This window comes from Pedobacter sp. ISL-64, from assembly GCF_018613605.1.
GTDB lineage: Bacteria > Bacteroidota > Bacteroidia > Sphingobacteriales > Sphingobacteriaceae > Pedobacter.
In genome coordinates, this window is sequence record NZ_JAGGPU010000006.1 from 638,475 (window position 1) to 665,124 (window position 26,650).

17 protein-coding genes and 1 riboswitch are annotated in these 26,650 nt (G+C 40.7%); of the genes, 6 read left to right on the forward strand and 11 right to left on the reverse strand.

Going from position 1 to position 26,650, the window contains the following annotated elements; all coding sequences use genetic code 11:
- Window positions 1–24: 24 nt before the first annotated feature.
- Window positions 25–3,564: a family 43 glycosylhydrolase gene (locus J7E57_RS10705; protein ID WP_215127833.1), complete on the reverse strand. Its 3,540-nt coding sequence runs from the start codon at window positions 3,562–3,564 to the stop codon at window positions 25–27.
- Window positions 3,565–4,322: 758 nt separating this feature from the next.
- On the opposite strand from J7E57_RS10705, the gene J7E57_RS10710 reads away from it, so the two are divergent.
- The 3 genes from J7E57_RS10710 to J7E57_RS10720 all read left to right on the forward strand — a co-directional run bounded on the left by J7E57_RS10710 (window position 4,323) and on the right by J7E57_RS10720 (window position 9,511).
- Window positions 4,323–7,388 (forward strand): beta-L-arabinofuranosidase domain-containing protein, encoded by a 3,066-nt coding sequence (locus J7E57_RS10710; protein ID WP_215127835.1) that lies wholly within the window; start codon window positions 4,323–4,325, stop codon window positions 7,386–7,388.
- Between the two features lie 187 nt (window positions 7,389–7,575).
- Window positions 7,576–8,373, forward strand: coding sequence for an alpha/beta fold hydrolase (locus J7E57_RS10715; RefSeq protein WP_215127837.1), 798 nt, complete (start codon window positions 7,576–7,578; stop codon window positions 8,371–8,373).
- The gene (locus J7E57_RS10720) at window positions 8,363–9,511 is read left to right on the forward strand and encodes a PAS domain-containing sensor histidine kinase (RefSeq protein WP_215127839.1); all 1,149 of its coding nucleotides are present in this window, start codon (window positions 8,363–8,365) and stop codon (window positions 9,509–9,511) included. The genes J7E57_RS10715 and J7E57_RS10720 overlap by 11 nt, the downstream gene beginning before the upstream one ends.
- A 298-nt stretch (window positions 9,512–9,809) precedes the next feature.
- On the opposite strand, the gene J7E57_RS10725 is transcribed toward J7E57_RS10720, so the two are convergent.
- The 4 genes from J7E57_RS10725 to J7E57_RS10740 are packed head-to-tail and all read right to left on the reverse strand — an operon-like array spanning window position 9,810 to window position 17,191.
- A complete protein-coding gene (locus J7E57_RS10725) occupies window positions 9,810–10,364 on the reverse strand; it encodes a peroxiredoxin family protein (RefSeq protein WP_215127841.1) in 555 nt (184 codons plus the stop codon).
- A gap of 34 nt (window positions 10,365–10,398) precedes the next feature.
- Window positions 10,399–11,931 carry a hypothetical protein gene (locus tag J7E57_RS10730; RefSeq protein ID WP_215127842.1) on the reverse strand — a complete coding sequence of 511 codons (1,533 nt, stop codon included), beginning with the start codon at window positions 11,929–11,931 and terminating at the stop codon, window positions 10,399–10,401.
- Between the two features lie 10 nt (window positions 11,932–11,941).
- Entirely contained in the window at window positions 11,942–14,953 is a 3,012-nt protein-coding gene (locus J7E57_RS10735) for a SusC/RagA family TonB-linked outer membrane protein (protein WP_215127844.1), read from the reverse strand.
- 9 nt (window positions 14,954–14,962) lie between these two features.
- Complete coding sequence (locus J7E57_RS10740; protein WP_215127846.1) at window positions 14,963–17,191, reverse strand: transferrin receptor-like dimerization domain-containing protein; 2,229 nt, start codon at window positions 17,189–17,191, stop codon at window positions 14,963–14,965.
- A 79-nt stretch (window positions 17,192–17,270) separates the two neighbouring features.
- Window positions 17,271–17,375: riboswitch (SAM riboswitch) on the reverse strand.
- Window positions 17,376–17,678: 303 nt separating this feature from the next.
- On the opposite strand from J7E57_RS10740, the gene J7E57_RS10745 reads away from it, so the two are divergent.
- The gene (locus tag J7E57_RS10745) at window positions 17,679–17,954 is read left to right on the forward strand and encodes an ArsR/SmtB family transcription factor (protein WP_215127848.1); all 276 of its coding nucleotides are present in this window, start codon (window positions 17,679–17,681) and stop codon (window positions 17,952–17,954) included.
- A gap of 59 nt (window positions 17,955–18,013) precedes the next feature.
- Complete coding sequence (locus J7E57_RS10750) at window positions 18,014–19,153, forward strand: MFS transporter (protein ID WP_215127850.1); 1,140 nt, start codon at window positions 18,014–18,016, stop codon at window positions 19,151–19,153.
- 917 nt (window positions 19,154–20,070) lie between these two features.
- On the opposite strand, the gene J7E57_RS10755 is transcribed toward J7E57_RS10750, so the two are convergent.
- The 3 genes from J7E57_RS10755 to J7E57_RS10765 form a co-directional block, all read right to left on the reverse strand.
- Window positions 20,071–20,250, reverse strand: coding sequence for a hypothetical protein (locus J7E57_RS10755; RefSeq protein WP_215127853.1), 180 nt, complete (start codon window positions 20,248–20,250; stop codon window positions 20,071–20,073).
- A 52-nt stretch (window positions 20,251–20,302) separates the two neighbouring features.
- The gene (locus tag J7E57_RS10760) at window positions 20,303–20,848 is read right to left on the reverse strand and encodes a putative glycolipid-binding domain-containing protein (RefSeq protein ID WP_215127855.1); all 546 of its coding nucleotides are present in this window, start codon (window positions 20,846–20,848) and stop codon (window positions 20,303–20,305) included.
- A gap of 200 nt (window positions 20,849–21,048) precedes the next feature.
- Window positions 21,049–21,762 (reverse strand): DUF92 domain-containing protein, encoded by a 714-nt coding sequence (locus J7E57_RS10765; RefSeq protein WP_215127858.1) that lies wholly within the window; start codon window positions 21,760–21,762, stop codon window positions 21,049–21,051.
- An 85-nt stretch (window positions 21,763–21,847) separates the two neighbouring features.
- Here J7E57_RS10765 and J7E57_RS10770 point away from each other — a divergent pair, with 85 nt between their 5' ends.
- On the forward strand, window positions 21,848–22,243 hold the full coding sequence (locus J7E57_RS10770) for a hypothetical protein (RefSeq protein WP_215164973.1): 396 nt from the start codon (window positions 21,848–21,850) through the stop codon (window positions 22,241–22,243).
- A gap of 96 nt (window positions 22,244–22,339) precedes the next feature.
- On the opposite strand, the gene J7E57_RS10775 is transcribed toward J7E57_RS10770, so the two are convergent.
- From J7E57_RS10775 to J7E57_RS10785, 3 genes are all read right to left on the reverse strand, one after another.
- Window positions 22,340–23,419, reverse strand: a complete 1,080-nt coding sequence (locus tag J7E57_RS10775) for a sensor histidine kinase (RefSeq protein WP_215127862.1) — start codon at window positions 23,417–23,419, stop codon at window positions 22,340–22,342.
- Window positions 23,420–23,692: 273 nt separating this feature from the next.
- Window positions 23,693–24,214: a ferritin-like domain-containing protein gene (locus J7E57_RS10780; RefSeq protein WP_215127864.1), complete on the reverse strand. Its 522-nt coding sequence runs from the start codon at window positions 24,212–24,214 to the stop codon at window positions 23,693–23,695.
- 651 nt (window positions 24,215–24,865) lie between these two features.
- A complete protein-coding gene (locus J7E57_RS10785) occupies window positions 24,866–26,644 on the reverse strand; it encodes a tetratricopeptide repeat protein (RefSeq protein ID WP_215127867.1) in 1,779 nt (592 codons plus the stop codon).
- Window positions 26,645–26,650 lie beyond the last annotated feature (6 nt).

Sequence of the window (26,650 nt, forward strand, 5' to 3'; positions counted from 1 at the left end):
TACATCAACGTATCTGCGTTCGTGCTATTTCTTTTGGATAATCTTAAAACCACTAAATGATGCATCACCAGAAGCATCACCATAGGTAGCATGGTAAACACCAACCTGTAAGCCACTACTCCCCAAATCATCCCTTTTTACAGGGCTGCCAGGAAGATCTACCCAAGCCTTTCCATCAATGCTACCACGCATAAAAAATGTGTTTCCTACCCGTTGTATCTGCAGATGCCTATAAAAAGTCCACCCAGAGAGGTTGTTCGTCTGCTTTCTGCCACCATTCCCAAGGTCGGTAACAATATTCCCAACGCCCCAGCCTGGCATAATGCCGTTTTGTAAAAGCATTCTTCCATTTGTTGAAGCTTTAACCATTATACCTGCCTCATTTGCACCATAGGCTTTCTTCTCCTTGAGCCCCAGCATATCTGAAAGCATTACCTCGGCGATAAAATCACCCTCAACATTGTTGTACGCAAAAGGCCCTATTGCCTCCGATCCATCCCAAAATGTATTGTGCGAAACCATTTTTAGGATACCCGATTGTTGTATAACGGTATCTGCATTTCCCAATAAACCATCCCAGGAAGTTCCTGACAGGCCGTCTTTTGTTGCCGGAACTGACCGGGCCAATCCACCCTGTTTTCTCGTCACAAACTGTGAAGAATCTGTTCTAACAGCAAAGGGAAGAGATGTTTGGGTAACATTTCCAAAATTATCCCTGATTTTCACCGTATAATGATAACCGCTTTGCGGAAAGACTGAAAAATCAATATAAGCTGATGACCGCAACCATTTTGCATTCCCGTTGTCTTTATCATTTTTAAAAAGATATTCGAGATCATTGCCTGGCAGCCCAGGTTTATCCGCCGCCATATAAACCATACTTGGTGTAACTGCCGATGGTTTTGAGGCAAATGATGCTTTTAAGTTGCCTGTGCCTAAGGTTTGTTCCCAAAAATTAAATTCTTTTAAGCAACCACTATAATCAAGACCATAATTGTATATTGAAATTGATGATATTGCTGTTGTGGCACCTGGTCTTCCGCCAGTAGATTCAATCAAAATACGCTGGTCCCTTTGATTATTAGGTACCAGTGCATGGCTGGCCGGTTTACCGTTGATAAATACCTGGAACTTGCCCTGAGAAAAAGAACAGATTAACTGTTGCCATTTTCCATTATCCACTATCCTTACGGCTTTATTTCCTTTACCAAAAAACAGATCTGTTTTTGAACCAACAGCAGGTAAAAGAGAAAAAACAGCACTAAATGGTTTTGAAAAATCGACCTGTTTTTTAATGCGATCTCCCATGAGAACTTTACCGCCATTTGCCAATACAGCAGCTATTTTCCCATTAATATCGGCAACTTCCACATTTCCCTTGCAGGTTAGTTCCCCCAAAGCTGCCCCATTGTTGGGCCAGTTTGCTAAATTCCCATAATCAAGGTTTTTTGCAGCTGCATACAGAACCGTATGGTTAGGTATGCCTTTTGTATAAGCTGCTTTAATCGCTGTATCGGTTAATGGAACATCATAAATTTTCAAAGCGGCCAGCGCACCAGAAAATCCTGAAGTTCCATCATCATTTCCGCCTACAAGAAACCTGGTAAGATTATTTACGAAAAGCATCCTTCTTTCTGCCCTATCCAATTTTCCATCAACATATATACGCTCCATTGTCCCATCAAAAACCATGGTAATCATATGCCACTCATTTGCTTTGGGTAAATTCCTATATCCTAAATCTGCCCAGCCAAGATGGGTGGCAGCGCCTGCACCTTTACTATTCCCATAACCAAACGCAGCATTACTTAAATCAACACCACCCCTTCCTGTCCATGAAATGATGGTTTCTTCTTTATTAATCTCTGGGTTCAGCACCCACATACTCACGCTATAACTGCTATTCCCCAGCATAGATGAAGGCGCACGAACAGATGATGACAGGCGCTCGGTGCCAGAGAAAACCAACGCTTTTTTTCCACCTATCATTGAAGTAACTGGCTTGTTTGTTCCGTTAGCAGAAAACACACCGCCCAATTTTCCATTATTTTGAACATGAGCTGCTATTGATCCTATACGAAGGTGATCAAAGTTCAGATCCACCAACAGTCCTTTCGGTTCAAAATGTTGCAAAGATTCCCATTTTTTGATGCTGGTATTCATCACCGGATTATACGCGGCATTGTCGAAAACCTTAATGTTCCATATCGCCTTATTTAAGCCCGGATATTCTGTCCGTAAAATTGTTGTACGCAGATATCTGGCCTTAATGTTTCCAAAATCGATCATCGGACTTCCATGTTGGGTGTTTTTACTCTTATCAATGTATAGTCCCCACGTTTTGCCATCGAGCGAATATTCGATTTTGTATTGATAGTACCAGGTAGCATATTCAAATTGAGTATGTACACTTTTAACATCATAGACTCGGCCTAAATCAACTTGGATCCACGAGGGACCGATATTGTTTTTGGCTTTCCATAAAGTCCCGTTATTATCATCGAATGCAAATTCTGGTTTAAAATCCTGATCATAACTTGAAGAGGCCACAGCAGTTTTGCCCAGCGCTAGATTTGGATGCGGATTCGTATTTTTTGCCAAATAGCCGATTCCTGAATGTGTAGGTACCAGCTTCAGTATGTTTCCTTTCTCATCGAAGATCATTTTATCTGCCGCTACCTGCCTGTGATAGCCACCGTCGTTGTGTGGGTTATTATGCCGGTGATAAACCAGGTAAAAATCATCTCCCTGCTGCAGAACAGACTGATGCCCTGGTCCGTGCACCGTTCCATCGCCATTTGTGGCGAGGATAGGATTATCCGCCGCATACTTAAAAGGTCCCATCGGGTTGCTTGCAGTGGCATACTGTACCCTGTAAGTTCCATCTTCGCAATAACCGGATGAATAAGTAAGATAGTAGATTCCATTTCTTTTAAATACAAATGGAGCTTCAAAAAAATCTTTCGCATCGGTATTTGGAATCTGAGCAAGTTTTGAAAACGACTTCATGTCGTCATTCAATAAGCCAACACCGCAACCATGGCCCGGATAAATGCCCCAAGTGCCCCAATACATATAATACTTACCATCGTCATCTTTAAAAGTCTGCCCATCAAGTGTGATCACCTTGGGTACCATAAAATTTGAAACTATTGGTTTTCCAGGTGCCAAAAGGGATGTCCATGGGCCAACCGGTGTTGCTGAAGATGCACCGAATATTTCAACGGGCTGACAGTAATATAGATAATACTTTCCATCAGCACCCTGTGTTGCATCCGGTGCCCAGTAATGATGGGTTGTCGGCCAGTTCATATCCTGCATGGTCCAGTTCACAAAATCTTTTGAAGTCCATACCTGCGATGGGCCGAACCCACCCCCATTGCCATCGGTTGTTGCATAAATATAATAAGTATCTCCAAATTTTTTAACCGTTGGATCTGCAAAATAACCTGGTATAATAGGATTGCCCTGCCCCTTCGTCAAATGCTGAGATTGCGCCATTATAGGTTGGAAAGCGCTATATAGGAGAAAAAAAACGAAGAGGTTTAGATAAATGTTTTTCATAATTAATTGTTGATATCCCGACCTATAAAAACCAGACTTGACGGATCAGGATGTAAATATAAATGAAGCGTCATCTAGATTTCCGTTGTATATTGATGCATAACATTCGTATTTTAACCAACCAGTACAAGCTGTGCTTTTGATAGCGGATTAGAAAACTAGAACCTGATTTCGATTATTAAATCTCATTTTGCGACGTTCTAATCAAGTTTTCCGTTAAGGCGGTCGTCACCCTGAACCGAACCTTAGCGAGCTCACCGAAGATAATTTATTTCAGGGTCTTTCACGCTAAAAAGATGAGACTGTATCAAAACAGCAAATTCAGAAGTAGTAAAAGAATTAAATTAGGCGGTGTCGTCATGCTCAGCTTGACTGGGCATCTTAATGCTTTGGTAGGGACTTATTTTTTGCCTTTCTATCGTATTAAGATTCCCGTTTTCACGGGAATGACGACCTTTCAAAATATTATTTTGCCAAAAATCTCCAAAATAAATTCAGCAGGACGTTAAAATCAGTCCCAATCAGGGCATCACCTAATTTATTTGATGTATCGCAGGGTACTTGTTAAAATCTAGTAGCTATCAGATAAAAAAGAAGCATAAAAACACAGGGCTTCTTCATAGTTTTATCGATGAATTTTAAGGATTGTTTTTATTCAATATTCTTTAAATTCATTTGCACTTAGTAAAAGATCCGGGCATAAAATATCTTTGATATAAACAGATCTAAGAAAGGCTTATTGATAAAATGATTTAAACATGAAAATATACAAAGTATTCTTGCGTACCATCCTGTTCCCAACTATTTTAGCCATGGGTATCACTTCTGCCAATGCACAAAATGGAGATCAGATATTAGACGGGATCGGTGAAACCGGAATGAGTGCGCGTTATATCTTTAATGGAGATGTCAAAGACTGGTCCCGAAATAATTTTCATGCAAAATTTCAGGGCGACGGAGTCAAATTTATCAACGACAGCCGATTTGGAAAGGTTTTGTCGCTCTCTGGGGATAACAATTCCTTTGTCACAATTCCAGGAGAAGTATTAACAGATATAGAATCGCTCAGCATATCAGGATGGATATACCTCCGTTCTAAGCAGCCCGGCCAGCGGTTTTTTGATTTCGGGAAGGACGTAATCAAACATTTTTTTGTGGCCCCTGTTGGAACAAATGCTCAGGAAGGTTTCCAGACATTGATCACGGCAAAGGAAAACAATAAAAACACAGCGGTTTCTCCTGCTTTAGAACTGAATAAATGGATCTATATTACCATTGTGATAGATATTCCATCAAAATCTATGGTGACCTATGTGAATAGTAAGCCTGTGGCCGAAGCTAAGCACATCCCACTGGAATTAACAACGGTATTCGATCAGCAATCAGGGGCAAAAAACCTGTTGTATATCGGAAAATCGCTAGTACCGGGAGATCCTTATCTGAATGCCATGATACATGATTTCCGTATTTACCGGGTTCCGTTAAGTGCGGGGCAAATTGCCGGAATTTATCGCAATGCCCAAAGAGGTAATCAGGAAAGTGCGGTAAATGTAGGTAAGCATGAGGATGATCTCCCAAAGTTTTCTTCAGGCACTCCACAGCTTTACAATACTTATTTAGCCCATGTATCCGATATTCAGGTGGAAACAGAAGTAGGAAATTTACCACGGTTACCCAGTTATGTACCGGGCACCTACAAGAATAAGATGAAAGGTCCAAAAGTACGTGTGTTGTGGCCTTCTCCAACTGATAATAGCACGGTCTTGAAACCTGGAAGTTACACCATTACCGGGCGTGTTGCGGGAACGTCTTTTCAACCTAAAGCATTTGTAACAATAAAAGCGCTTAAAAAATCAGCCTCGCCAGCCTTAAAGCTAGAACCATTTGCTTTAAACAGGGTTTCTCTACAAACGGATGTTCATGGCCATGTAACCAAATTTATCGAAAACCGTGATAAATTTATCAAAACATTAGCTAAAACCGACCCTAACTCTTTCCTCTACATGTTCCGCCAAGCTTTTGGCCAGAAACAACCCGAAGGAGCAAAACCTTTGGGGGTATGGGACAGTGAAGATACCAAATTAAGGGGGCATGCCACCGGCCACTACCTTTCGGCAATTGCCCAGGCCTATGCCGGCACCGGATATGACAAGGCACTGCAGACGAATTTCTCAAAAAAAATGGAGTATATGATCAATACGCTCTATGAACTATCGCAATTATCAGGAAACCCTAAAAATTCAGATTCCACCTCAGTATCTGATCCGAGCGCTGTGCCGCATGGCCCCGGTAAATCAGATTATGATTCTGACCTTAGTGCATCGGGCATCCGCACAGATTATTGGAACTGGGGAAAAGGATTTATCAGCGCCTATCCTCCCGATCAGTTTATCATGTTGGAAAACGGAGCGAAATATGGAGGACAGAAAAACCAGGTTTGGGCCCCATATTATACCTTGCATAAAATTTTGGCTGGCTTAATAGACGTATATGAGGTAAGTGGCAATAAAAAATCACTTAAAATAGCTACTGACATGAGTGACTGGGTATATACCCGCTTAAGCCAGCTGCCTCAGGAAACGCTCATCAGGATGTGGAATACATACATTGCCGGCGAGTACGGGGGCATGAATGATGTAATGGCCCGTTTATACCAGATTACAAATGATCCGAAATACCTAAAAACAGCACAATTATTTGATAATATAAAGGTTTTCTTTGGTGATACAGTACATTCGCATGGGCTGGCCAAAAACGTGGATATTTTCCGTGGACTGCATGCCAATCAGCACATACCCCAAATTGTAGGGAGTATCGAAATGTACAGGGTATCCAATAAACCTGAATATTACAGTATAGCGGATAACTTCTGGCACAAAATGGTAGACGATTACATGTATAGTATCGGAGGTGTTGCAGGTGCCCGTAACCCTGCCAATGCGGAGTGTTTTATTGCGCAGCCAGCTACCTTGTACGAAAATGGCTTCTCTGAAGGAGGGCAGAATGAAACCTGTGCCACCTATAATATGCTAAAACTAACCGGAGACCTATTTCTATTCGATCAGCGGGCAGAGCTGATGGATTATTATGAGCGTGGCTTATACAATCATATTCTGGCATCTGTTGCCCAGAACAGTCCTGCCAATACTTATCATGTACCACTCAGACCAGGATCTGTTAAACAATTTGGCAACGCGGATATGACAGGTTTTACCTGCTGTAACGGCACTGCAATTGAGAGCAGCACGAAACTACAAAATTCAATCTACTTCAAAAGCAAAGATAACCAGGCGCTTTATGTGAACCTGTACATTCCCTCAATACTAACATGGACAGAACGCCAGATTAGGGTAGAACAGACAACAAATTTTCCAAAAGAAGACCACACCCGCCTCACAATTAAGGGCAGCGGAAAATTTGATCTCAATGTGCGTGTGCCAGGCTGGGCCACCAAAGGATTCTTTGTAAAGATCAACGGGAAAGAACAAAAGTTTCAGGCTGAGCCAGGCAGTTACCTAAAGATAAGCCGCAATTGGAAAAATGGCGATATTGTAGATTTAAAGATGCCATTCCAATTCCACCTGGATCCGGTTATGGATCAGCAGAACATTGCCAGTTTATTTTACGGACCAATATTGTTGGCTGCGCAGGAACCAGAAGCCAGAAAAGATTGGCGTAAAGTAACCTTGGATGCCAAAGATATTGGCAAATCAATCAAAGGTGATCCACAATCTTTACAGTTCACTATTGATGATGTGGTTTTCAAACCATTTTACGAAACATACGGGCGTCATTCTGTTTACTTGGATGTTACATTAAAATAGGCACTGCGCTAATTGTTGGAGATTATCTATTATTGAGGAGCATTGCACGGCTATTCAACTGTGCTGTCGATAGAATAAACCATTCACGCATGGTTTATCACCTTACACTGGTATTTTCTATCTAATATCCATCTACATACCATTGCATATTCGGTTTGAAAAAGTATTATCTTTACAGGCGATCGATATGAATGTAATTGAAAGGAATAATGTAATTGTTAAAGGATCTGGCGCGAACGTTATGATGTTCGCACATGGCTTTGGCTGTGACCAGAACATGTGGCGTTTTGTTTGTCCTGCTTTCGAGGCTGACTACAAAATCGTATTATTTGATCATGTTGGCGCTGGCAGCTCAGATCTTTCTGCTTATTCTTATAAGAAATACGCTAATCTTGATGGTTATGCCCATGATATTATAGAGATTGCAAGCGGGCTGGAAGTCAAAGATATTGTTTTTGTAGGGCATTCGGTTAGTGCAATCATGGGCCTTATTGCAGCAGATATCGCCCCTGAACTGTTCAAAAGCATTATTCTGGTTAGTCCTTCCCCATCTTATATCAATGATGAGGGATATATCGGTGGTTTCAACAGATCTGAGATTGACGAATTACTCGAATCATTAGAAAACAACCACCTTGGCTGGTCCATGGCCATGGCTCCGGTCATTATGGGCAATCCCGATAGAAAGGAGCTTGGAGATGAATTATCAAATAGCTTCTGTAAAACAGACCCCGAAATTGCCAAACATTTTGCCCGTACCACTTTTCTAACTGATAAGCGTGATATACTCCAGCATGTCCAGGTACCTTCACTGATTCTTCAATGCAGTAATGACATCATCGCACCTGTGGAAGTGGGCCATTATATGCATGAGTGTATGCCAGACAGCAAACTTGTGATCATGAATGCTACAGGTCATTGTCCAAACCTAAGTGCTCCCGAAGAAACCATTGCCGCCATCACTAGCTATCTCCATGAATTATAAGCTGCCCCCCGATTTGTCGCCATTGGCAAAAGATTTTGAAGATTTTTTTGAAACCTCGCTATGCGGTTTTGTGATCACCGACGGAGAAGGAAAAATTGTCAGTGTAAATAGGCGTACGGCAGAATGGCTAAGCAGCACTCCAGATCAATTTCCTGGCAAACGTTTTTCTGATCTCCTGGCCGTTGGTGGCAGGATTTATTTTGAGACACACCTTTGGCCTTTACTGCGTATGCAAGGGTATTTTGATGAAGTAGCTGTTGAACTTGCCAATTCAGGTAATGGAAAAATACCTATCTACATCAACGGTTATGAAAGAAAAGGAGACAATAACCAACCTCTTTTCATGCGCTTTACCTTATTTAAGGCATCAGACAGAAGGCTGTATGAGGAAAATCTCCAGATTGCTAAACAGCTCGCCGAAGCCAGGTTAAACATTGAACAGAAAAACGCCCAGATCAGGGAGCAGTTCATTGCGGTATTGGGACATGACCTGCGTAACCCGCTGGGAGGAATTATGAGCGCAGCTCAGCTGCTTGCAGGAACAGGGGTTAACGAGCGCGAAGAAAGGCTTATCAATATCATACAGTCAGGTTCTAAAAGGATGTATGAGATGATCAACAACATCATGGACTTTGCCCGCGGCCGTTTAGGTGGAGGCATTCCCATAAACCCTGTGGTAGTTGATCTTGAAAAACTGCTTCACCAGATAAGTGATGAATTAAAGGTGGTGTGGCCAGATAGACAGATTGAGTCCAATTTTGAAATCGGTGAAACTATAGCATGCGATCCCGCAAGAATCTCCCAGTTAATATCCAACCTGCTTGCTAATGCAATTACTCATGGATCAACCGAAACGCCTGTATTCCTCAAAGCGTTGGTAAACGAAACCTTTTGGGAGATTTCTGTTATCAATAATGGCAGTCCAATCTCTAAGGAGGCAATGGCTCGGGTTTTCCATCCATTCCATAGAGAAGGTGCACAATCAAGTAAGAATGGTCTTGGCCTGGGCCTGTATATTGCCGCTGAGATAGCAAAGGCACATAATGGAATATTGACAGTGACTTCAGACGACCAGCAAACCTGTTTTACATTCCGTGCCCCACTTGCAAATCCAGATCCTTCCCCAATAATCGCTTAGGTTGTTCTGGTTCCGCTGGAAACCACTGTTAATTCTTGATATCTCTGGATGGGCTTCCAACAATAAAGTTAAAAACACCGGATCCATTCCCCACTTAATAACGCTAAACATGCTAATTAGGGCTTTAGAAAAATGGACTTAAATATTTTTATAAAATAGATGCACTTGATCAAAACCAAATGGTTTTGATCATTTATCGCTACCCGATAATTACCTCATTTTCATATCTTTTGGATGGAAAAGAGAGGCGGCTGTGTTCTTTTTGAAGAAACAGCCGCTCACAAAACAAGCAAAATTCTTACTTACTTGCCCTTTCAGTTAATTCTTTAACGTTTTTAACCAGATGACTAAATTCTTCTTTATCATATAATCTGGTTAAAAATCTGATGTAACCATCCCGGTCGATCACTACGTTACGTGTTACACCGGCTTTTTTATCGGCAAATTTCTGGAAAATTTTAGCGCCGGGATCTAGGGCTAATGGATAAGTAATATTCATGTCTTTGTGAAATTTCTGTACCACATCTAATGGTTCATCCCGATCAACACCGATCAATACCACGTCTTTATTTTTATAGGCTTGCCAGATGTCCCTTTCTAGATAGGGCATTTCTTCTCTGCATACCTTACACCATGCAGCGGTGAACTGTAGGATGACGATTTTTCCTTTTAATTCTTTTAACGTAGTTTTCTTTCCGTCATGGAGAACAAGTTCAAAATCATCGGGGGCTTTATCCCCTACTTTTACCAGATAGCCTCTGCTATCGGCATTTGGGTTTTCGAATTTTGGCTGTTGTGCAAATCCACTAAGTGTAAGCAAAACTGCGACAAAGGTTAATAGTTTCATTTTCATAATGATAAGTTTAAAGAGTTAAATGTTGTCTAAATTATTTTTCAGCGGCTTTCCAGCCTTCATCAAGTGCGGTGGCTACTTCGCCATATTTTCCTTTTTCGCCGAAGTAGGCGTTGCCACCAAAAGTATAAACGGGTTGTTTTACCAGATCGAGCTGGAGTTGCGGCAAAGGATATTCAGTTGGCGTACCGCCTACGAGCAAATTGTTCCTGCGCATAAACGTAAATGGCAGAAATGCACCACCAGCGCCATCTATTTCAATGGCATATTCATAATGCAATTGTTTTCTCAAATCAGCCTGGGTTGCTGCAACATCAGGAAGCGTTCCTATGGCTTTTCTTGCAGCTGCCGGATCATTTAGTATGACAGCTGCGCCTGCGTAATCCTTCAGCCAAAATTTGGATTCAGCCTTTAATAACCTGATCTCTTCGGCCAGGAAATATGGATTAACTGCACCTGGTGAGTTTAGTGTGTTGGCTGTATTATACCATCTTTTTCGGTACCAATTGGTAAAAAGCCCACGTCCACGCGATTCTATAAATATTCCAAAACTTGTGGTGTATCCAAAATAATTATCGAAACGTTTATCGTTGCTGCTAATGTTGGGTAATATTCCGGTTAAAGGGTAAAATTTAGGGGTATTTCCGATTTTATCGGCCAAATAGGCAATTTTAAGATCTGGTGGCAACCAACCAGAACCATCTGAATTGCGCTGTAATAAATTGGTCAATAACTGATTGTAATAGCCTCCTGTTACCGTGGTGATTACAAAATCGGAGGTAAATCCTTTTTCGGCGTAGGCCAATACTTTATTCCATTGTGCATCGCCAATTTTTTCTGCTTCGGTCTTATCACGGGCCTCAGAAGATAAAATCCTTGCAGCCATAGAATTGGCCAGTTTAATAAAGTCGGCTTTACTGAATGTCTTTCCACTGAGGAAATCGAATTTAAATTGTGCATTCGCTTCTGCCAGCGTTATAGATTTATCAATCAGCTTAATTCCGTTGGCAATTAAGGCCTTGTAAGAATCAGGAAAATCTTTCGTGCTCAAGTTCACGTCATCTACGATAATACCACGGTCGAAAATAACACCAAGATAGCCCTGAGCTACTCCTTTGGCATAATATGCTGCAACAAGGCAATCCTGCGTTCTATCTGTACCCTGTGTATCGTAAATCTTTTTACCCTGCTTTTCAATAATATCCAATGCCAGCGTGGCATCTAAATTGGCCTGATAAAAGTTATTGTAAAAAGTATTCCAGGTAACTGCACCACGGTAAGAAGTATTGTTATTGAGTCTTAGACGCGGTTCGTTCGCAAAATCCCACCAGGAAGAATTTCCGTTGGTATTGGTAGTCTGATCGGCTAAAAGACTAAAATGCGTGCCAGATGCACTTGTTGAAGTGCTAAAAACAGTTTGAATGCTACTTGTTGTGAGCTTAAGCCCGAGATCTTTAATCTGATCAATGGCTTCCTGATTGGTCAGTGTTGTTGGATTATCGAAATCTGTTTTTTTGCAGGCGCTAAGGCTTAAGGCAATAAGTGATATGTAGAATATTTTTTTCATTTTCTGTTCGTTAAAAGTTTAGCGTAAGTTTTGCGCTGTAAATGCGGTAGGTTGGATAATCGTAAAAATCCTGATTGCCCTCTGGCGTTACTCCGGTAAAGGATGTCCAGGTGTATAGGTTACGGCCAACTAATGCAAGTCTGGCATTACTTAATACCTGGTTTATCCCAATAGCTTTTAGCGGCAGTTTGTAGCTTAACGAAACTTCTCTTAGCGACACGTAGCTGCTGTTCTGCAACCAGTAATCGGTGGTTTGCTGGGCATTAAAAACCGCTGTAGTAAAGGCGAGTGGCAAACCTGCCTGTGCTGCCTGATCAGAAAAGGGGGAACGGTATTGATAAGTAAGATATTGCTGGGTTTCATTATATTTCTGGCCACCTTTTTTCCAATCCAACACCGCATATAGCGATAAAGGGCCGATATTGAAAGTATTAGAAAAACCGACAATAAAATCGGGCTGTGCATCTCCAATAATTTTCGAATTACCAGTAGCTGCATTTTGGTACAACAAAGGTGTTTCAGCTGCTGTACCTTGCTGGCTTTTCAAAACCACAAACCCCAATTGATTAACAGCAAAATCGCTTAGCCTGTAAATTCCGCCTGCTGCATTGGTAACCAGTCCCTGTGCATTGGTTTCCAATTGATCGAGACCAGTGAGCACACTATAACCATAAAAGGCAAAAGGGCTTACTCCAGGTGCTTTTCTAAAATCGCCATCGGTAAACTCTGGTACATCACCCAATGAGGTAATTTTACTTCTAATTCTGCTAAAGGTAATTCCGGTATTCCAGGTAAAGGCATTTTTGGTAATCACATTGCCGTTAATTTCGAGCTCGAGCGAGTTCGATTTTACTGCACCCAAATTCCCATAAATTCTTGCCGAACCTGTAGTTGGTGGAAAAGCCGGCACCAGGATAAAATCGTTTATACTTTTCGAAAACGCATAATTGGCCTGAACATTAATACGTTTAAACAACTGTGCGTCAATACCAAATTCGAGTTCGGAGGTAATAGCCCTTTTCAGATCTGTATTTTCACGTTGATTATAGCTTACGCCGCCAGAACTGGATAAGGAAACCTGACTATCCTTAGCACCAAATGGAGGCAAACTTCCGGCCTTACCATAAGCTACCCTCAATTTTAATTCGTTAATGATACCCAACTTCACATCTTCTGTTAACCGATATGCAGTAGATACCCTTGGGAAAAACGCTGTTCCAACATCAGCACCAAATCTCGAGCTGTTATCCAAGCGGCCCAGTACATCAACAAAAATCTTTTCTTTCCAAGCGGCTTTTAGGTTTAAAAAGTAACCATAGTTAACTGTTTGTTCCCAGGTAGAGCCAATACTTCTACTATCAGCTGATGCCGCAGCTAAACTCTTAACAGGTGCACTCAGGTTATAGCCAGAGCCAGATAATGATGTAATCCTGTTCTCCTCGTATACGGCTTTTAGCGTTGCCCCGAAGTCGAAATCGTTAAATTTATTGTTATAGTTTAACTGGGCCTGACCGTTTTTGGAAGTGGTTTTTGATGTCTGTTCGCCATAATAACCATTGTTACGGGTAATGTCGGCAGAAATCGTCTGAAAGCCAATCGGGTAGTAATCCGTTTCATTGTAATTTTCGTTCTGTATAGAAGTATATACCTCCGCATTCAACTTATCGGTAAACTGGTATTTCACTTTTATACCAGCAAGTAAATTATCGCTGTTATTTTCATATTCACGGTAGCTCAGCTGGTAAAAAGGATTGTTCACATTGAAGTTCTGTATATCAAAACCATAGGGTTTAAAGGCATATTTCCCTGAGGCATCGCGTTCCTGAAGATTGATAAAAGGTTCGTATAATGAAGTAGCATATAACAAGGAGCCGCTACCACTTGATGATATGGAAGAAGAAGGCGTTTTGTTGTTAAAGTATTGCAGGCTTAGGTTAATCTCTAAGTTTTTATCCGGTTTATAGCCAAAATTAAACAAGGCTGTTTGTCTTTTATCGGCACCCACAGGTTCTGCAACTCCGCCTTTATATTGATTTTGAAAAGATGCATACAAAGTATATTTATCACCCGCAGTTGATGCCGAAACAAAATTTGTAAAATATGGATTGTTGTTTAACATGTTAGCCACATTATCGTATACATTTGGGTATGGGTGAAGGTTAAGGGAATAACCGTTAGCTTGTACATCGATGGTCCTGGCGTTGCCGTTAAGCACGAATAAACCACCGGAATTAACCTTAAAATGATGAAACTGAGAAGTTGGCGGCGTATTTTGCACATTGCTTAAGCCAAATTCATTATCGACAATGATATTCACCTTTCCGGCACCCTTTCCTTTTTTGGTGAGCACCTGGATAATTCCGCCTTCACCCCTGGTTCCATAAAGGGCCGAAGCCGCTGCGCCTTTAACCACTTCAATAGATTCTATATCCTGCGGATTTAAGTCAGACAGGTTTAATGCGGTTACAAATCCATCCACCACCAAAAGCGGCGCAATATTGCCCGATACCGATTTAGCGCCACGCAGATAAACTGTTGCCCCCGAATTACCAGAAGATTGGCTGATCTGGATCCCTGCAACCTTTCCTCTTAACGTTTGAGAGGCATCTGTTGCCGGAACGGTATTAATCTGATCGTTATTTACTTTTGTTAGCGCAAAGGTGAGTTTTTTCCGACTGGTACCTTCGGCAACGCCTGTAACCACCACATCAGCTAAAAAATGGACATCTTCTTTCAATGCCACATTAATTTCTGATCGGTTATTGATGGCTACAACCTGCTCTAAATAGCCCTGAAAATGGATGATGATACTATCAGCTTTTTGAGATAAGTTTAAATTAAATTCTCCTTTACCATTGGTACTGGTACCGATTTTGGTACCTTTTAATTTTACGGTAGCACCTATAAGTGCCTGCTTATCTTTACTGTCGGTAATCTTACCGCGAATGGTATTTTGAGCAAAAGCCTGCAAACTGCTAAGCAAAACAAAGCAGACTATTAAATGGGTAAAAAATAGTTTCATGTTTATGGATTATAATTGAGGATGATTGGTTTGGTTGAGAAATTGAGTGAGTTTTAAGATTGAAGTTGTTAACACGAGAATTTGTTCCTGTACTTCTTTTGCATGATACTGCTCAATGGCTTCTCTCACACCAGGAAGGGTTTTAACACCATAACCAGTATACAGACCAGGGGCATAAATGCCATGCCTATACCACGGGCGCCCAGGTAAACCTGCTTGTAGAAGCAATTGTTTTTCAGCCTGAAAAAGTAAGGTATTGAGTTGATCAGTTTTAGTATCCGAAGCGAGTGCAGCAGTTACGGTCTGATTAAGTTTTGATGATGCAGTTTTTAAACTATCTACTGCTAAGTTCAGTGCTTTAAAATCAAATTCAGGTAATTCAACCTGCACAGGAGGATTTTTCAAGTTTTCTTTAGGATCGTTGGCGAGCTGATAAGCACCACTTAAAACGAGCTTATTCTGGCTTTGAGCACCTTCCCTAAGCTGTTTTGCCAAAGCGCTTATTTCAGTAACATAAGTCGCTATTTTAGCCTGAAGATTAGAAAAATTAAATGGAAGTACATCTGCGTTGGCCAAGCGTAATACCGCCCGGCCAGCCGTTTGCGATAAGGCCAATCCGTATTCAAAACCTGGATCTTTAAACTTCACAAAGTTGTCGTAAGTATCGAAATTGGTATGGTACTCCCCTCCTTCATCTTCCCCGCCAAAACCAAGGCTTAAAGTAGGGATGCCGAGGTGCTGCAAAAACGCTGAATAATCTGATCCTGTGCCGAGCGCCCCCAGATCGAGTGTTTGGCTATCTTGTATTTTCTTACGTTCGGTAAGCGAGGCTGTAGAAATGGCTTTATTGGCTTTCCAGCGTTCAAAAATATTAGAACCAACCTGAGGGTCTTTTACATCTTTCGAAATTTCTGAAACAAGATTTTCTAAGGCATGAGAGCCGCCTGCTTCCAAAAAGCCACGGCCATTGCCATCCGAATTGATGTAGGCAACTGCTTTACTGTTTAACTCGTCTGCATGGTCTTCTACCCATTCTGTTGAACCTAAAAGCGATTGTTCTTCTCCATCCCAGGCAATATAAACAAGTGTTCGTTTAGGTTTTATACCTGCCTTTGCCAATTTTCCGATAGATTTTGCTTCTTCCAAAAGAGAGGCCAATCCACTTACCGGATCTGCAGCGCCATTTACCCAGGCATCGTGGTGATTACCGCGTATAATCCACTGATTTTTAAATTTACTTCCCTCAAGTTTTGCCACCACATTGTATGCTGGCACAATATCCCAGTTAAAAGCCAGGTTTAAACGGACCACAGTACTTCCATCGCCAATGTGATAGGTAACTGGCAAGCCACCGCTCCAATCGGTAGGTACCACCTGACCTTTAAGTGCAGCGAGCAATGGCAAAGCATCGTGATAACTAATGGGCTGAACCGGAATTTTAAGAATCGTTTTGGCATCTGCCCGCTCTAACCTTTTGGCATTCTTGGTAGAACCGATTCCGGGTGTTAACGGATCACCGGGATAAATTACCATATCCATTACCGATCCCCGTTGAACTGCAAATTCTGGCTTATAAGCGCCTTGTGGATATACATCTCCTTTCACAAAGCCGTCATCTTTTGGATCCGAATAAATGATACAGCCCACCGCACCATGTTCGTAAGCTATTTTAGGTTTAGTGCCCCGCCACGATCTGCCGTATTTCGCAATAACAATCTTGCCTTTTACGCTGATACCTAAACGCTCCAATTTTTCATAATCAGCTGGTAGACCGTAATTTACAAAAACAAGACCCGCACTAACATCACCATCGGCACTCCAGGCATTGTAAGGAGGCAATTGCCCTTGCTGTGCGGTTGCTAAATCTTCCTTAATAACCTTTTCTTCGAGCGAGGCAGTGTATTTGTTGCTCCTTAAAAGTTCTACCGAACGGGTTTTAGGCGTTGGAAATAAAACATAATAAGTCTCTATTTTTGCATCCCAGCCATAACTTCTAAACTTTTTCAATACAGACTCTGCTACTATTTTACTGCCATTAGCACCCAAGTGGTGGGGATCGGCAGAAAGTTCTTTTATGGTAGCCCCTATATTTTGTTCATTAAGCCCAGCATCAAATTGCTGCTCAATATCACGCTGTATCGGAATATTCTGGGTTTTAAATCCACTCAGCTTATTTTGCGCCAATAAAGGAAGCCAGAGCAACTGAATAGCCGTAAAAAGTGTAAAAGTTTTCTTCATTTTCTGATTTTTTTAGGAGTTCTTTTACCAGAAAAACTTTGAGCGGCCTCAAAATCAATTAGCATGCGGTTGCATAACCAACTTATCTTCTCCACCCTTGGGCAGAAAGGAATTAGCACCTTTTACAAGTGTATAGGTTGCTCAGACGTCATAGGGCCCTTCCCTCAGTCTTTCTGGATAAGTATTATATAATGATGCAAACCTAAAAATAATAATCTAGTATTCCTATAGGATTTATATTATTTATTTCAATGATGTGGTTGCCAGTCTTTTTAAAACTGAATGCTTTTTGGGTTTTTCGATCTTGCTAAAGGGATATATGCAAACCAGATCGCGGATTTTGCCACTTCTTACTGGGATCTCTCAGATGACTAAAAATCTTTATCCTAAAACAATCAATAAACATAGATACATTTCTATATATCAATATTAAAATTTACCTTTGCCAAGGCTTTACCCCTTGTTAATTTGGAGCAGAGCAAGAAAAATGGATAACAAAAAGATAGAAAAGATATCCCGGGCACTAAGTGATACCAACAGGATAGCTATTTTACAGGAATTTAAAAAAAAGAAAGATTGCCTCTATTGTGCAGAAGTAAATGATCTTTTAGACCTGACACAACCTTCCGTATCCCACCATTTAAAGCAACTGGTTGATGCAGACCTGTTGGTGCCTCAAAAAGAAGGACGTAATTTCAAATACCTGCTGAACGAGACAGTGCTCAATGAGTACATCGCCTGCCTAAATTCGTTAAAAGATTAAGGACGCTTACACATGAAATTAGCAACAAATTACCAATAAACATCGAAATATTTAAATATATGAATAAGTCTATATATATACTGGCATTAGGTGCCTTTGGCATTATCACTACCGAATTTGGCGTTATCGGCATCTTACCAACAATCAGCAGGGAGTTTGGCGTCTCTGTAGATACAGCCGGTTGGTTATTAAGTGCCTTTGCTATAACAGTTGCCGTATCGTCTCCATTTATAACTGCACTTACTTCTAAAATCAATCGCAAGTTCTTATTATGCCTTGTTTTGGGTATTTTTATACTCTCAAACCTGCTTTCAGCTTTTTCCCCTAGCTTTACCATTTTGATGATCGCGAGGATTTTGCCTGCCTTCTTCCACCCGCTGTTCTGGAATATTTCGCTAGCAGTAGCGTTCAAACAAGGCGGAGCCAAAGCAGTATCGGTCGTCATGACTGGACTCAGCATCGCTACGGTTTTGGGTGTACCCTTAACTACCTATGCTGCTGATTACTTTCATAACTGGCAGGCATCTTTTTTCTTAACCAGTATTATTAGTTTAATTGCCTTTTTAGGCCTGCTATTTGTTGTGCCATCTATGCCGGGCAACAGCGAAAAATCTGCTGAAAGCCAGTTGCATGTTTTAAAGGATACCAGGCTTTGGCTAAACCTGGTTTCCACCGTACTTACACTTGCAGCCATGTTTTCGAGTTATAGCTACCTTGCCGCGTACCTTGAAAACATTTCGAATATGAACGGCGCTCAAATTAGCATTATGCTGCTCCTATTTGGTGGAATGGGGATTCTTGGTAACTGGTTAATGGGTATTGCACTAGGTAAAAATGTAATCTTAACCAGCCGGTTCTTTTTTATTCTTTTAATAGCTGTGCAAATATTGGCTTATTATTTTGGAACAATTTTTATCCCTATGGTAATTATTGTTTCCTTATGGGGCATGATCCACACAGGCGGATTTTTAGTACCCAACATTCGAACCACCCAATCTGTTCCCCATAATGCATTGGAATTTGTAAACAGTCTTTTAACATCTTGCTATAATATCGGCATTTCACTGGGCGCATTCTTAGGCGGCATTGTAATCGCAAAGTTTGGTGTCCACGAAATAATCTGGATGGCGGTGCCTCTTCTGTTACTGGCTTACTTATTAAGTTTTGTAAAATCAAGAAAGAAAGCATTGGTTAATTAATAATTTGTCAATACTAATCCAGAATACACGCTTAGCAGATGTGGATTCTGGATTTCGATATGGACAAAACGAGTTCCTGCAACTTATCCGAGATACCAACCCTGATATGGATTTACTGCTCTTTTTGGGCAGGCCCTTTAGGTAATTTATGCTAGGCCAATTGCTGCCAATTATACTGCCTAATTGCCCGAAAATGCTCCATTTGTGCCTTTTGAATACGTTGCCATAATTTTTGTTTTTATTGAAAAAATGTTTGTTCAAAAAAGGATTTCTGTTTATACTGGTATGTTTTAAATCCATGCTCAAACCTAGCGGTTTAGCTGCATTGGCACGTCATTTTGAGCTTAAATGAGCTAAATTGAGCTAATTAGCACCGGTATTGAGCTAAAATGAGCTAAATTGAGCTAATTAGCACCGGTATTGAGCTAAAATGGACCGTACAGTTGTGGGGCGGAGGTGCAAGGGGGCGGGGCGCTTGTGGCGGCCCAATATCATTAAGTTAAACCATTCGGCACGAAAAATAATTTAACCACGACTTGTCCCGATTTTCGGGAGATAGAAAGGAGGTACACAGATACAAAAATCTGTGTTTATCTGTGCGCATTGTGGTTAAAAACGCTTAACTTAATGACATTGGCTGGCGGCCTGCTTAAGGGCAACATAACCATTAGCGGTGGTGCCATTCTGCGAAAGCAAGCTGTGGCTTTACCTTTTAGGTAGAGAAAAGGTAAAGCCGGGGTAACCCTGGGGTAATCCTGGGGTTAACCTGGTAGCAACAAAGGGTAAAGAACAGGTAAAGCAGGGGTAATTAAATACGGCCCTTTTGCTGGCTCTCCAGGTAGGGAGCCAGCAAATCTTTCACGCAAAAACGATCGCAACCAGGTAGTTTTATGGGCTTTAACGTGCCGTCTTTTACCTTACGTTTTGTAGGTGCTTTCCCTAATGTAATCTTTAACCTTTTGGCGGGTAAGTTGAGTATTAGGGTCGCCAAAGAGATCGATAAAAGTAACGGTTAGTTGTACTTCGGTTTGATAAGAAAACGTGCAGCCATTTTCCCTGAAATACCCAACTTTACCATTGATTATCCTTACAGACATTAAAATCAAGGACTGCCCGAAATGAATTTAAACGATCAGAAATAGATGGGTACTATTTTTCATGGAATAGTTTCGGGTATTCAATTACCAATCCATAGGGATCGGTTTTTAGCTCGGCCTTAAATGTCGATTTTTCGTTTTCATACAGGTATACCGAATTTGATATTTTAGTATAATACTGCCTTACAGGTATTATCAGATCAGCAATAATGTCTATGTATATCACCTCGATCCTATTGCTCAATTGCCCATTAAAAACCAACCTTCTTATCGGCAATGTATTGGTAAAAGGTGTTAATGAAATATCAATATCGACACAACCATCAAATCGATGATCGATCGTATTGTTGACCAGCCAGTAACTACCTTTCTTCTCTAGAAGAAGTGTTTTTTCATTTCTGCCTAATATGACATCTATTTCAACGAAATAGGTTGCCCACAATGTATCCGTGAGAATTTTATAGGAGACTTTAATTGCCTGGTTGTTAACCCGGCCTGTAATAATCGATGTGATCGCGACACCATTATCTGTTTCCGTTAAGGTACAATTTTCCAGGGACTTGTATTCCAAGCCTTCCCATCTTATTTTTCTTTCCATTATAATCTGAAATTAAACAATCTTAATGTCGACTTGTTTTTAAGCAGCCTAAATTCATGTGTCCGGCCATGGGCGTCATTCCAAAGGATAACCTTTCCAAGTATTTTTAACCTAGGCAAAATTAACCAGGTATGATTGGTGACATCTTAAAAAGCCAAAAGCCTCTCCTAATCTTTCAAACCCCTGAACAATATCCCGGCCTAAAGAAAAACCTCTAACAACACAATTACAATCACTGCTGTCAATGTATTCAAAAAATTGACCACATCATTCCCGATCAAGCCCTTCCGCTCCAGCACAGCCCCTAGTATGGAATCTGTAAGGTTACCCAGCGTACCTGCAAGAACAATAAAGAAAAAGCTGATGCTCCATCCCCAGCCCAGCGCATAAATACCAGCAATAATACAGCTACCTGCTATACCGATCAGCGTTCCTTCCAGACTGATCACCCCGTCCATTCCGCAGCGGTCGGGCTTAAAGGAAATAACATTAAAAAACCGTCTTCCATAAAGCATCCCCAGCTCGGAGGAAAGGGTATCCGCTGTAGCCGAGGCAAAGGCTGCCGCCATTGCTGGAAGCATCAAATAAGCCAGCCGGGGATGAAACAGGATCACTATAGCTGCAATGGCCGCAGCCCCGGCATTGGCCAGTACCTGCATTGCATTACGGCCTTTTTTTTCTTCGTCTTTAGTGGCAAAAGCCTGCTTTCTGTGCCGCTCCAAGGAGGTTGCAGCAGAACCGAGGATAAAAAACATGGTCATCATCGCAAGCCCGAAGTAACCTGCAGCGGTAAAAATAAGGCACGCCAGTACCCCGCCAGTAAAAGCGGCCAGAACCGTCAGTTTTTTTGCCAAGATACTGTAGGCCACACCGGAAATAATGATGATAGGCAAAAAAATGCCGCTGTTGAACATATCACAAATATATTTGAAATATATTCACGAAAAAGCACATGGAAATATTTGTGCTAACAAGCTACCAAAAACGTCAAAATCGGCCATGGTCACAAGTCTTGGGCCGCCAAAGAGATCGATAAATTTAAAAACAAGCGTTACCCTGGGATTGTTATATATAAAACAAGAAACCCTTATGGACAACTTTACCGTAACCCTTAGTCCCAATCATAAATGCCATTTCCAGGTTGAACAGCACCCGCATCACGTTACCGGTGGCTGTAAATACAAAATCTACCAGGACGGGAAATTTGTGGCCAGCCTGGAACCCGACAGCCGGGATTTTTTGCATGTATGCCAGAACCCGGCAGCTATTGAGCTGGATATCCTACATATGTTAGCAGAGCAGATCGAACTTGTGCACCCTGGCAAGGCTCATTTGGAAGAACTTCAAAATATTGAACTTGACAGCGATGATGAGCTGGAAGCACCACCGCAATAGCTGTCTTAATATTGTTCAAGAGGGATAAAGGTAGGCGGCCCAGTAAATGATTAGAATATGGCTAACACCCAAAGAATAACGGTGCTTTACAAAAAATTAGCCTTTAATTTTCAGATAAACAGTAAATATTGAACCTTCTCCCAATTTACTATCAACGGTAATCCTTCCACCAGAAGCACCTACAATTTCCTTAACCAGATAAAGCCCGATCCCTGAGCCGTCACCGGACTGGGAAATCCGTTGGTATTTCCCGAAAATGCCTGTTAAGTTATTTTCACCAATCCCAATTCCGTTGTCTTTTACGGCAATTACCATAAAATCCCCTTCCTGATGGGCTTTGATCAAAATTTCCGGAATCCTTTCGCTTGACCTATATTTTATGGCATTATTAACCAGGTTATAGATTATGCTACGTAGTTTACGGCGGATATATAAGATTTCTGAAAAACCGATATCAGTCTTTATCTTTGCAGACGATTCATTTATCTGCGGTGCAAGCGTGAGCCTGATATCTTCCAGGATATGCTCAAAATCCAACAGTTCCTCTACCGCTTTATAACGGTGCTCCTGTTCACGGGAATCTGTTAGCTCATGGATTATCTGTTGCATTTTGGTCAAGCTGTTCTCCACCTTTTCCAAAAGCACTGGAAACCGTTCCATATCTTTCTCTGGTAGTTTTCTAAGCATCTCGATCGTAAGTGCCAGACTGGTGAGCGGTGTTTTTATATCATGCGAAATAGTATCCAAAAGCAGCTCATGCTCAGCAATCAGTTTTTCCTGCTCTTTTAAATCGCGTATGCGCATGGTGATCTCCACAAAAGTGATGATCACGCCATTTGTTTTCTTGTCACGCTGAACGATATACGGAAGAATGTTCATCTGATACCAACGCAGGTCTGTGGTCTGAATTTCCCTTTCCAGAACATCCCCGCTGTCGATAACATGCTGAATATTCTCGATAATAGTCGGAAAACGAAAATTTTCTTTGATATCTGCGATAGGCCTGCCCACATCGGCGAGTTTTAGGCTGAACTGGCGCATGGCCGGTGGCGTGAACTTTCTCAGTATTAGATGTGCATCGACAAACAGCTGGGGAATGATCGTATTTCTGAAATAGTTTTCCAGCTCTTCGTTAAGTTCGATAAGCGTGCTGATCTGCTCGGCTTTGTTCTGCATGCGTATGGCCTACAGGGTGAGTCCGGATTGGCAGTGCAAGATAGACAATAAATACATATCTATCGCCACAACCATACACCAATCTGAACTAAACCTGGTCAGTTATTTTGGTAGATTTAAACCTAAATGTTCAGAGATACTTATACAAAGTTTTTTAATCCTTTTACAAACATTATCAACAGGATATAGTGTTTTTATTTGGTTCTAGCGGCAATTTAAAACCTGAAGAGGTTAAAAACGCCACACCGGATAGCATGGCGTTTTGCATGTGTTCTAGGCTGTAACACCTGTATTTACTTCAGTTAAAGCGATTTCTGTTAACAGGCTGTCGGTATCTTTTTCTTCTGCAAGTGTAGCTGCCAATAACTCTTCGGCCTCCGCATGCTCCATCAGCTTTGCAAAGGTTACAAGGGTTCCATAACTGGCTATCTCATAGTGCTCAACTTTTTGCGCCGCTGTGATTAATGCAGCATCAAGCACCTGTGGCTCAGCACTGAAGCTTTCGATAATTTCATCCGCCTCTTCAAGGAGACCTTCCATTGCCTTGCACTTTTTACCCCGTGCAGTAAGACCTATCGAGTTAAAAACCGCTTTCAGCCGGTCAATCTGTCCTTCGGTTTGGGCATAATGGGTTTCAAAAGCATTTTTCAGTTTTTCACTGCCTGCAGCTTCTGAAAGTTTTTTAAGGCCTTTAAGCAACTGCTTCTCTGCTCCGAGTATATCCCTTAATTCATCCACAAAAAGTTCATGAAGATGCGCATTTGGCATCTGTACATCATTTTTTTTATTTGCCATGTTTTTATAGTTTAACGTTCATCATAAGAACATGGTCCAGCAAAAAAAAGTTTAAAAAATTTAAAGACTTTGACCTCTTAATAATAAAGAAAACATCCACTCAGCCAACTTAAAGCGAAAGAATGAACTGCACAAAAAGGGGATCAAGCGGAAAAGTTGGGGGGATTTGGGTTAAAAACGGTTGGTATTCATTATCTCCTTCTAATCCCAATAAAAAACAAAACCCTCTAAATACTCGATTTAGAGAGTTTTTGATGGATTACACATCCTGTTTTCGTCGCCCCGCCTGTACAAATTTTGAACCTTTTTCTTCATGATTTGCGTTTATTAGCAGCTTTGATACTTCCTGAACATTAAGTAATTACCACCATTAATACTCAAAATATTTTTCATCAAGAATACTTTTGGAAATAGTTAACTCTATACCACAACAGCAGCCATATAAGAAGAGGTTAAAGAACTAACCAAATCTGTTTTTATTATGATACCGAAAGAATTTGTTAATAGCTTACTAACTAAAACAGACATAGCTGAACTTGTTGCAGAATTCGCCGAACTCAGCCTGAGCTAATTGCCTGTAACAAATTTTACTGCGACAATATAAGCTATTGTTTAAAATTACTATGTAAAATTTCTTCACAATCAAATCCATTATTTGAAAGGCAAATGCGACATGATAATTTTAACCTTTTGATCTGGATTTTCCAGAACCTCTTCAATTTTATAGTTAAATGCTGCCGCCCATTCATCTGCTCGCTCCACTTTTGGTCCCAAAGTGATCTTATGAATCACAGGAATTACCGATATAAGTTCAATATAAACCCTCGGAGGGCTGATAGTTGTAAGAATATTTTTTTTAAAACCGACACCTTGAACGACCAATCTTATTTCATTTTCATATTGATATTCCGAGCTTTTAAAAAGATAAGCAATGTCATTCAGTAACTTGACAACTGATATTTTCTGTTTTTCGTCAAACATCTTAAGCTTTCCGGTTAACTGTTTCATCAATTTATTCAAGTTTCCATTTTTTCTAGCAGAATTTCCGGGCACAATAAATGTATCTTTCGATCTGTAAGCTACCTGATAAAAGGTGAAATTTTTCTCTTTAGCTAATAAAGACTTAGTTAGCCCTTCGTCATCAAGTTTGTTTACTAAATTTTTAATAAAATCTTCTCTGTAAAAGGTAATCGCACAACCTTTTGCTTCGACTTGAGCCTCTTTTCCGTACATCCTCCAGAGAGCCAGGTCATCGTGTTTGGAATCCGAAACAAAACTTCCAATAAAGGGGCGGATGACAAACAACTCCGCCAAGGTATCATTTCCTATTTTTTGAATTAATGAAAAATCTAGATAATTAAATAATTCCCTACCTTCAGAAGTATCGTTAAGAAAATTACCTTCAGATAACCTAAATAAACTTTCATCGAGAACCATTGCCTTTGCACTTGATAAACTGGTAAAATGGGTAATACATGGACTGGTAAATTTAAGCAGATCTTTTATTTGAGTAACAAGATTGTCTATCTCTTCATACCAAACGTTTTCGAGTTTTACTTTTAGCTCCTTAATCCTTACTTTAGTTACTTGTAGATTGTAGTCATCGATATTAATCTGTAATTCGACAAACTTTTCAAAATCAGATATTGCTTTTTTGTATTGCCCAATCTGATCATAAGCATTTCCTCTGGTATAATAGGCTAAACTGTAATTGGCTTTTAGTTTTATAGCGGAATTTAACTCAACAATTGCATCTTTCGGTTTTCCTAGATTAAGTAGAGCGATAGCTTTATTTCGGTATGCGATATAAAGTTTAGGATTAATGCTGATGGCTCGATTATAATCCTTCAAAGCTTTTTTATATTCCTTGAGGTCATTGTAAACTGCCCCTCTAACATTATACACCTTATCCAATGCGCTATCAGGAAGCGCTATTGCTTTCGATAAATCTTTTAGCGCATTGGAATATAATTTCAATATTGCATAATCGGTCGCCCGATTTTTATAAGCACCTGAATATTTTGAATTAAGTGATATAGCAACTGAATAATCTTCAATAGCTTCCTTGTAATTTTTCAGTTTATCCTTTATTAAAGCTCTTTGAAAATACACCCTTGAAAATTTTGGCTCTAGCACTATAGCTTGATCAAATTCTTTTAACGCACTCTCGAGGTTATTTTTCTTTACGTGGATCAGACCTCGTATATAATAACCCAGGCTTGAAAAGGGATTCAGAGAAATAGAGAAATTTGCCAAATTGTAAGCTCCATCTAAATCGCCAGCCATATATGCCAAACCAGCACTATAAAAGTATAGCTTAGCACTTTTCAATTCGATCAAATCCTTATCAATCAACAAGTCTCTCAACTTATCGTAATTTTTACTTTGATAAGCTTCAGAGGTTAGCTTTTCTAATTCTTCTATATTCATTTCTAG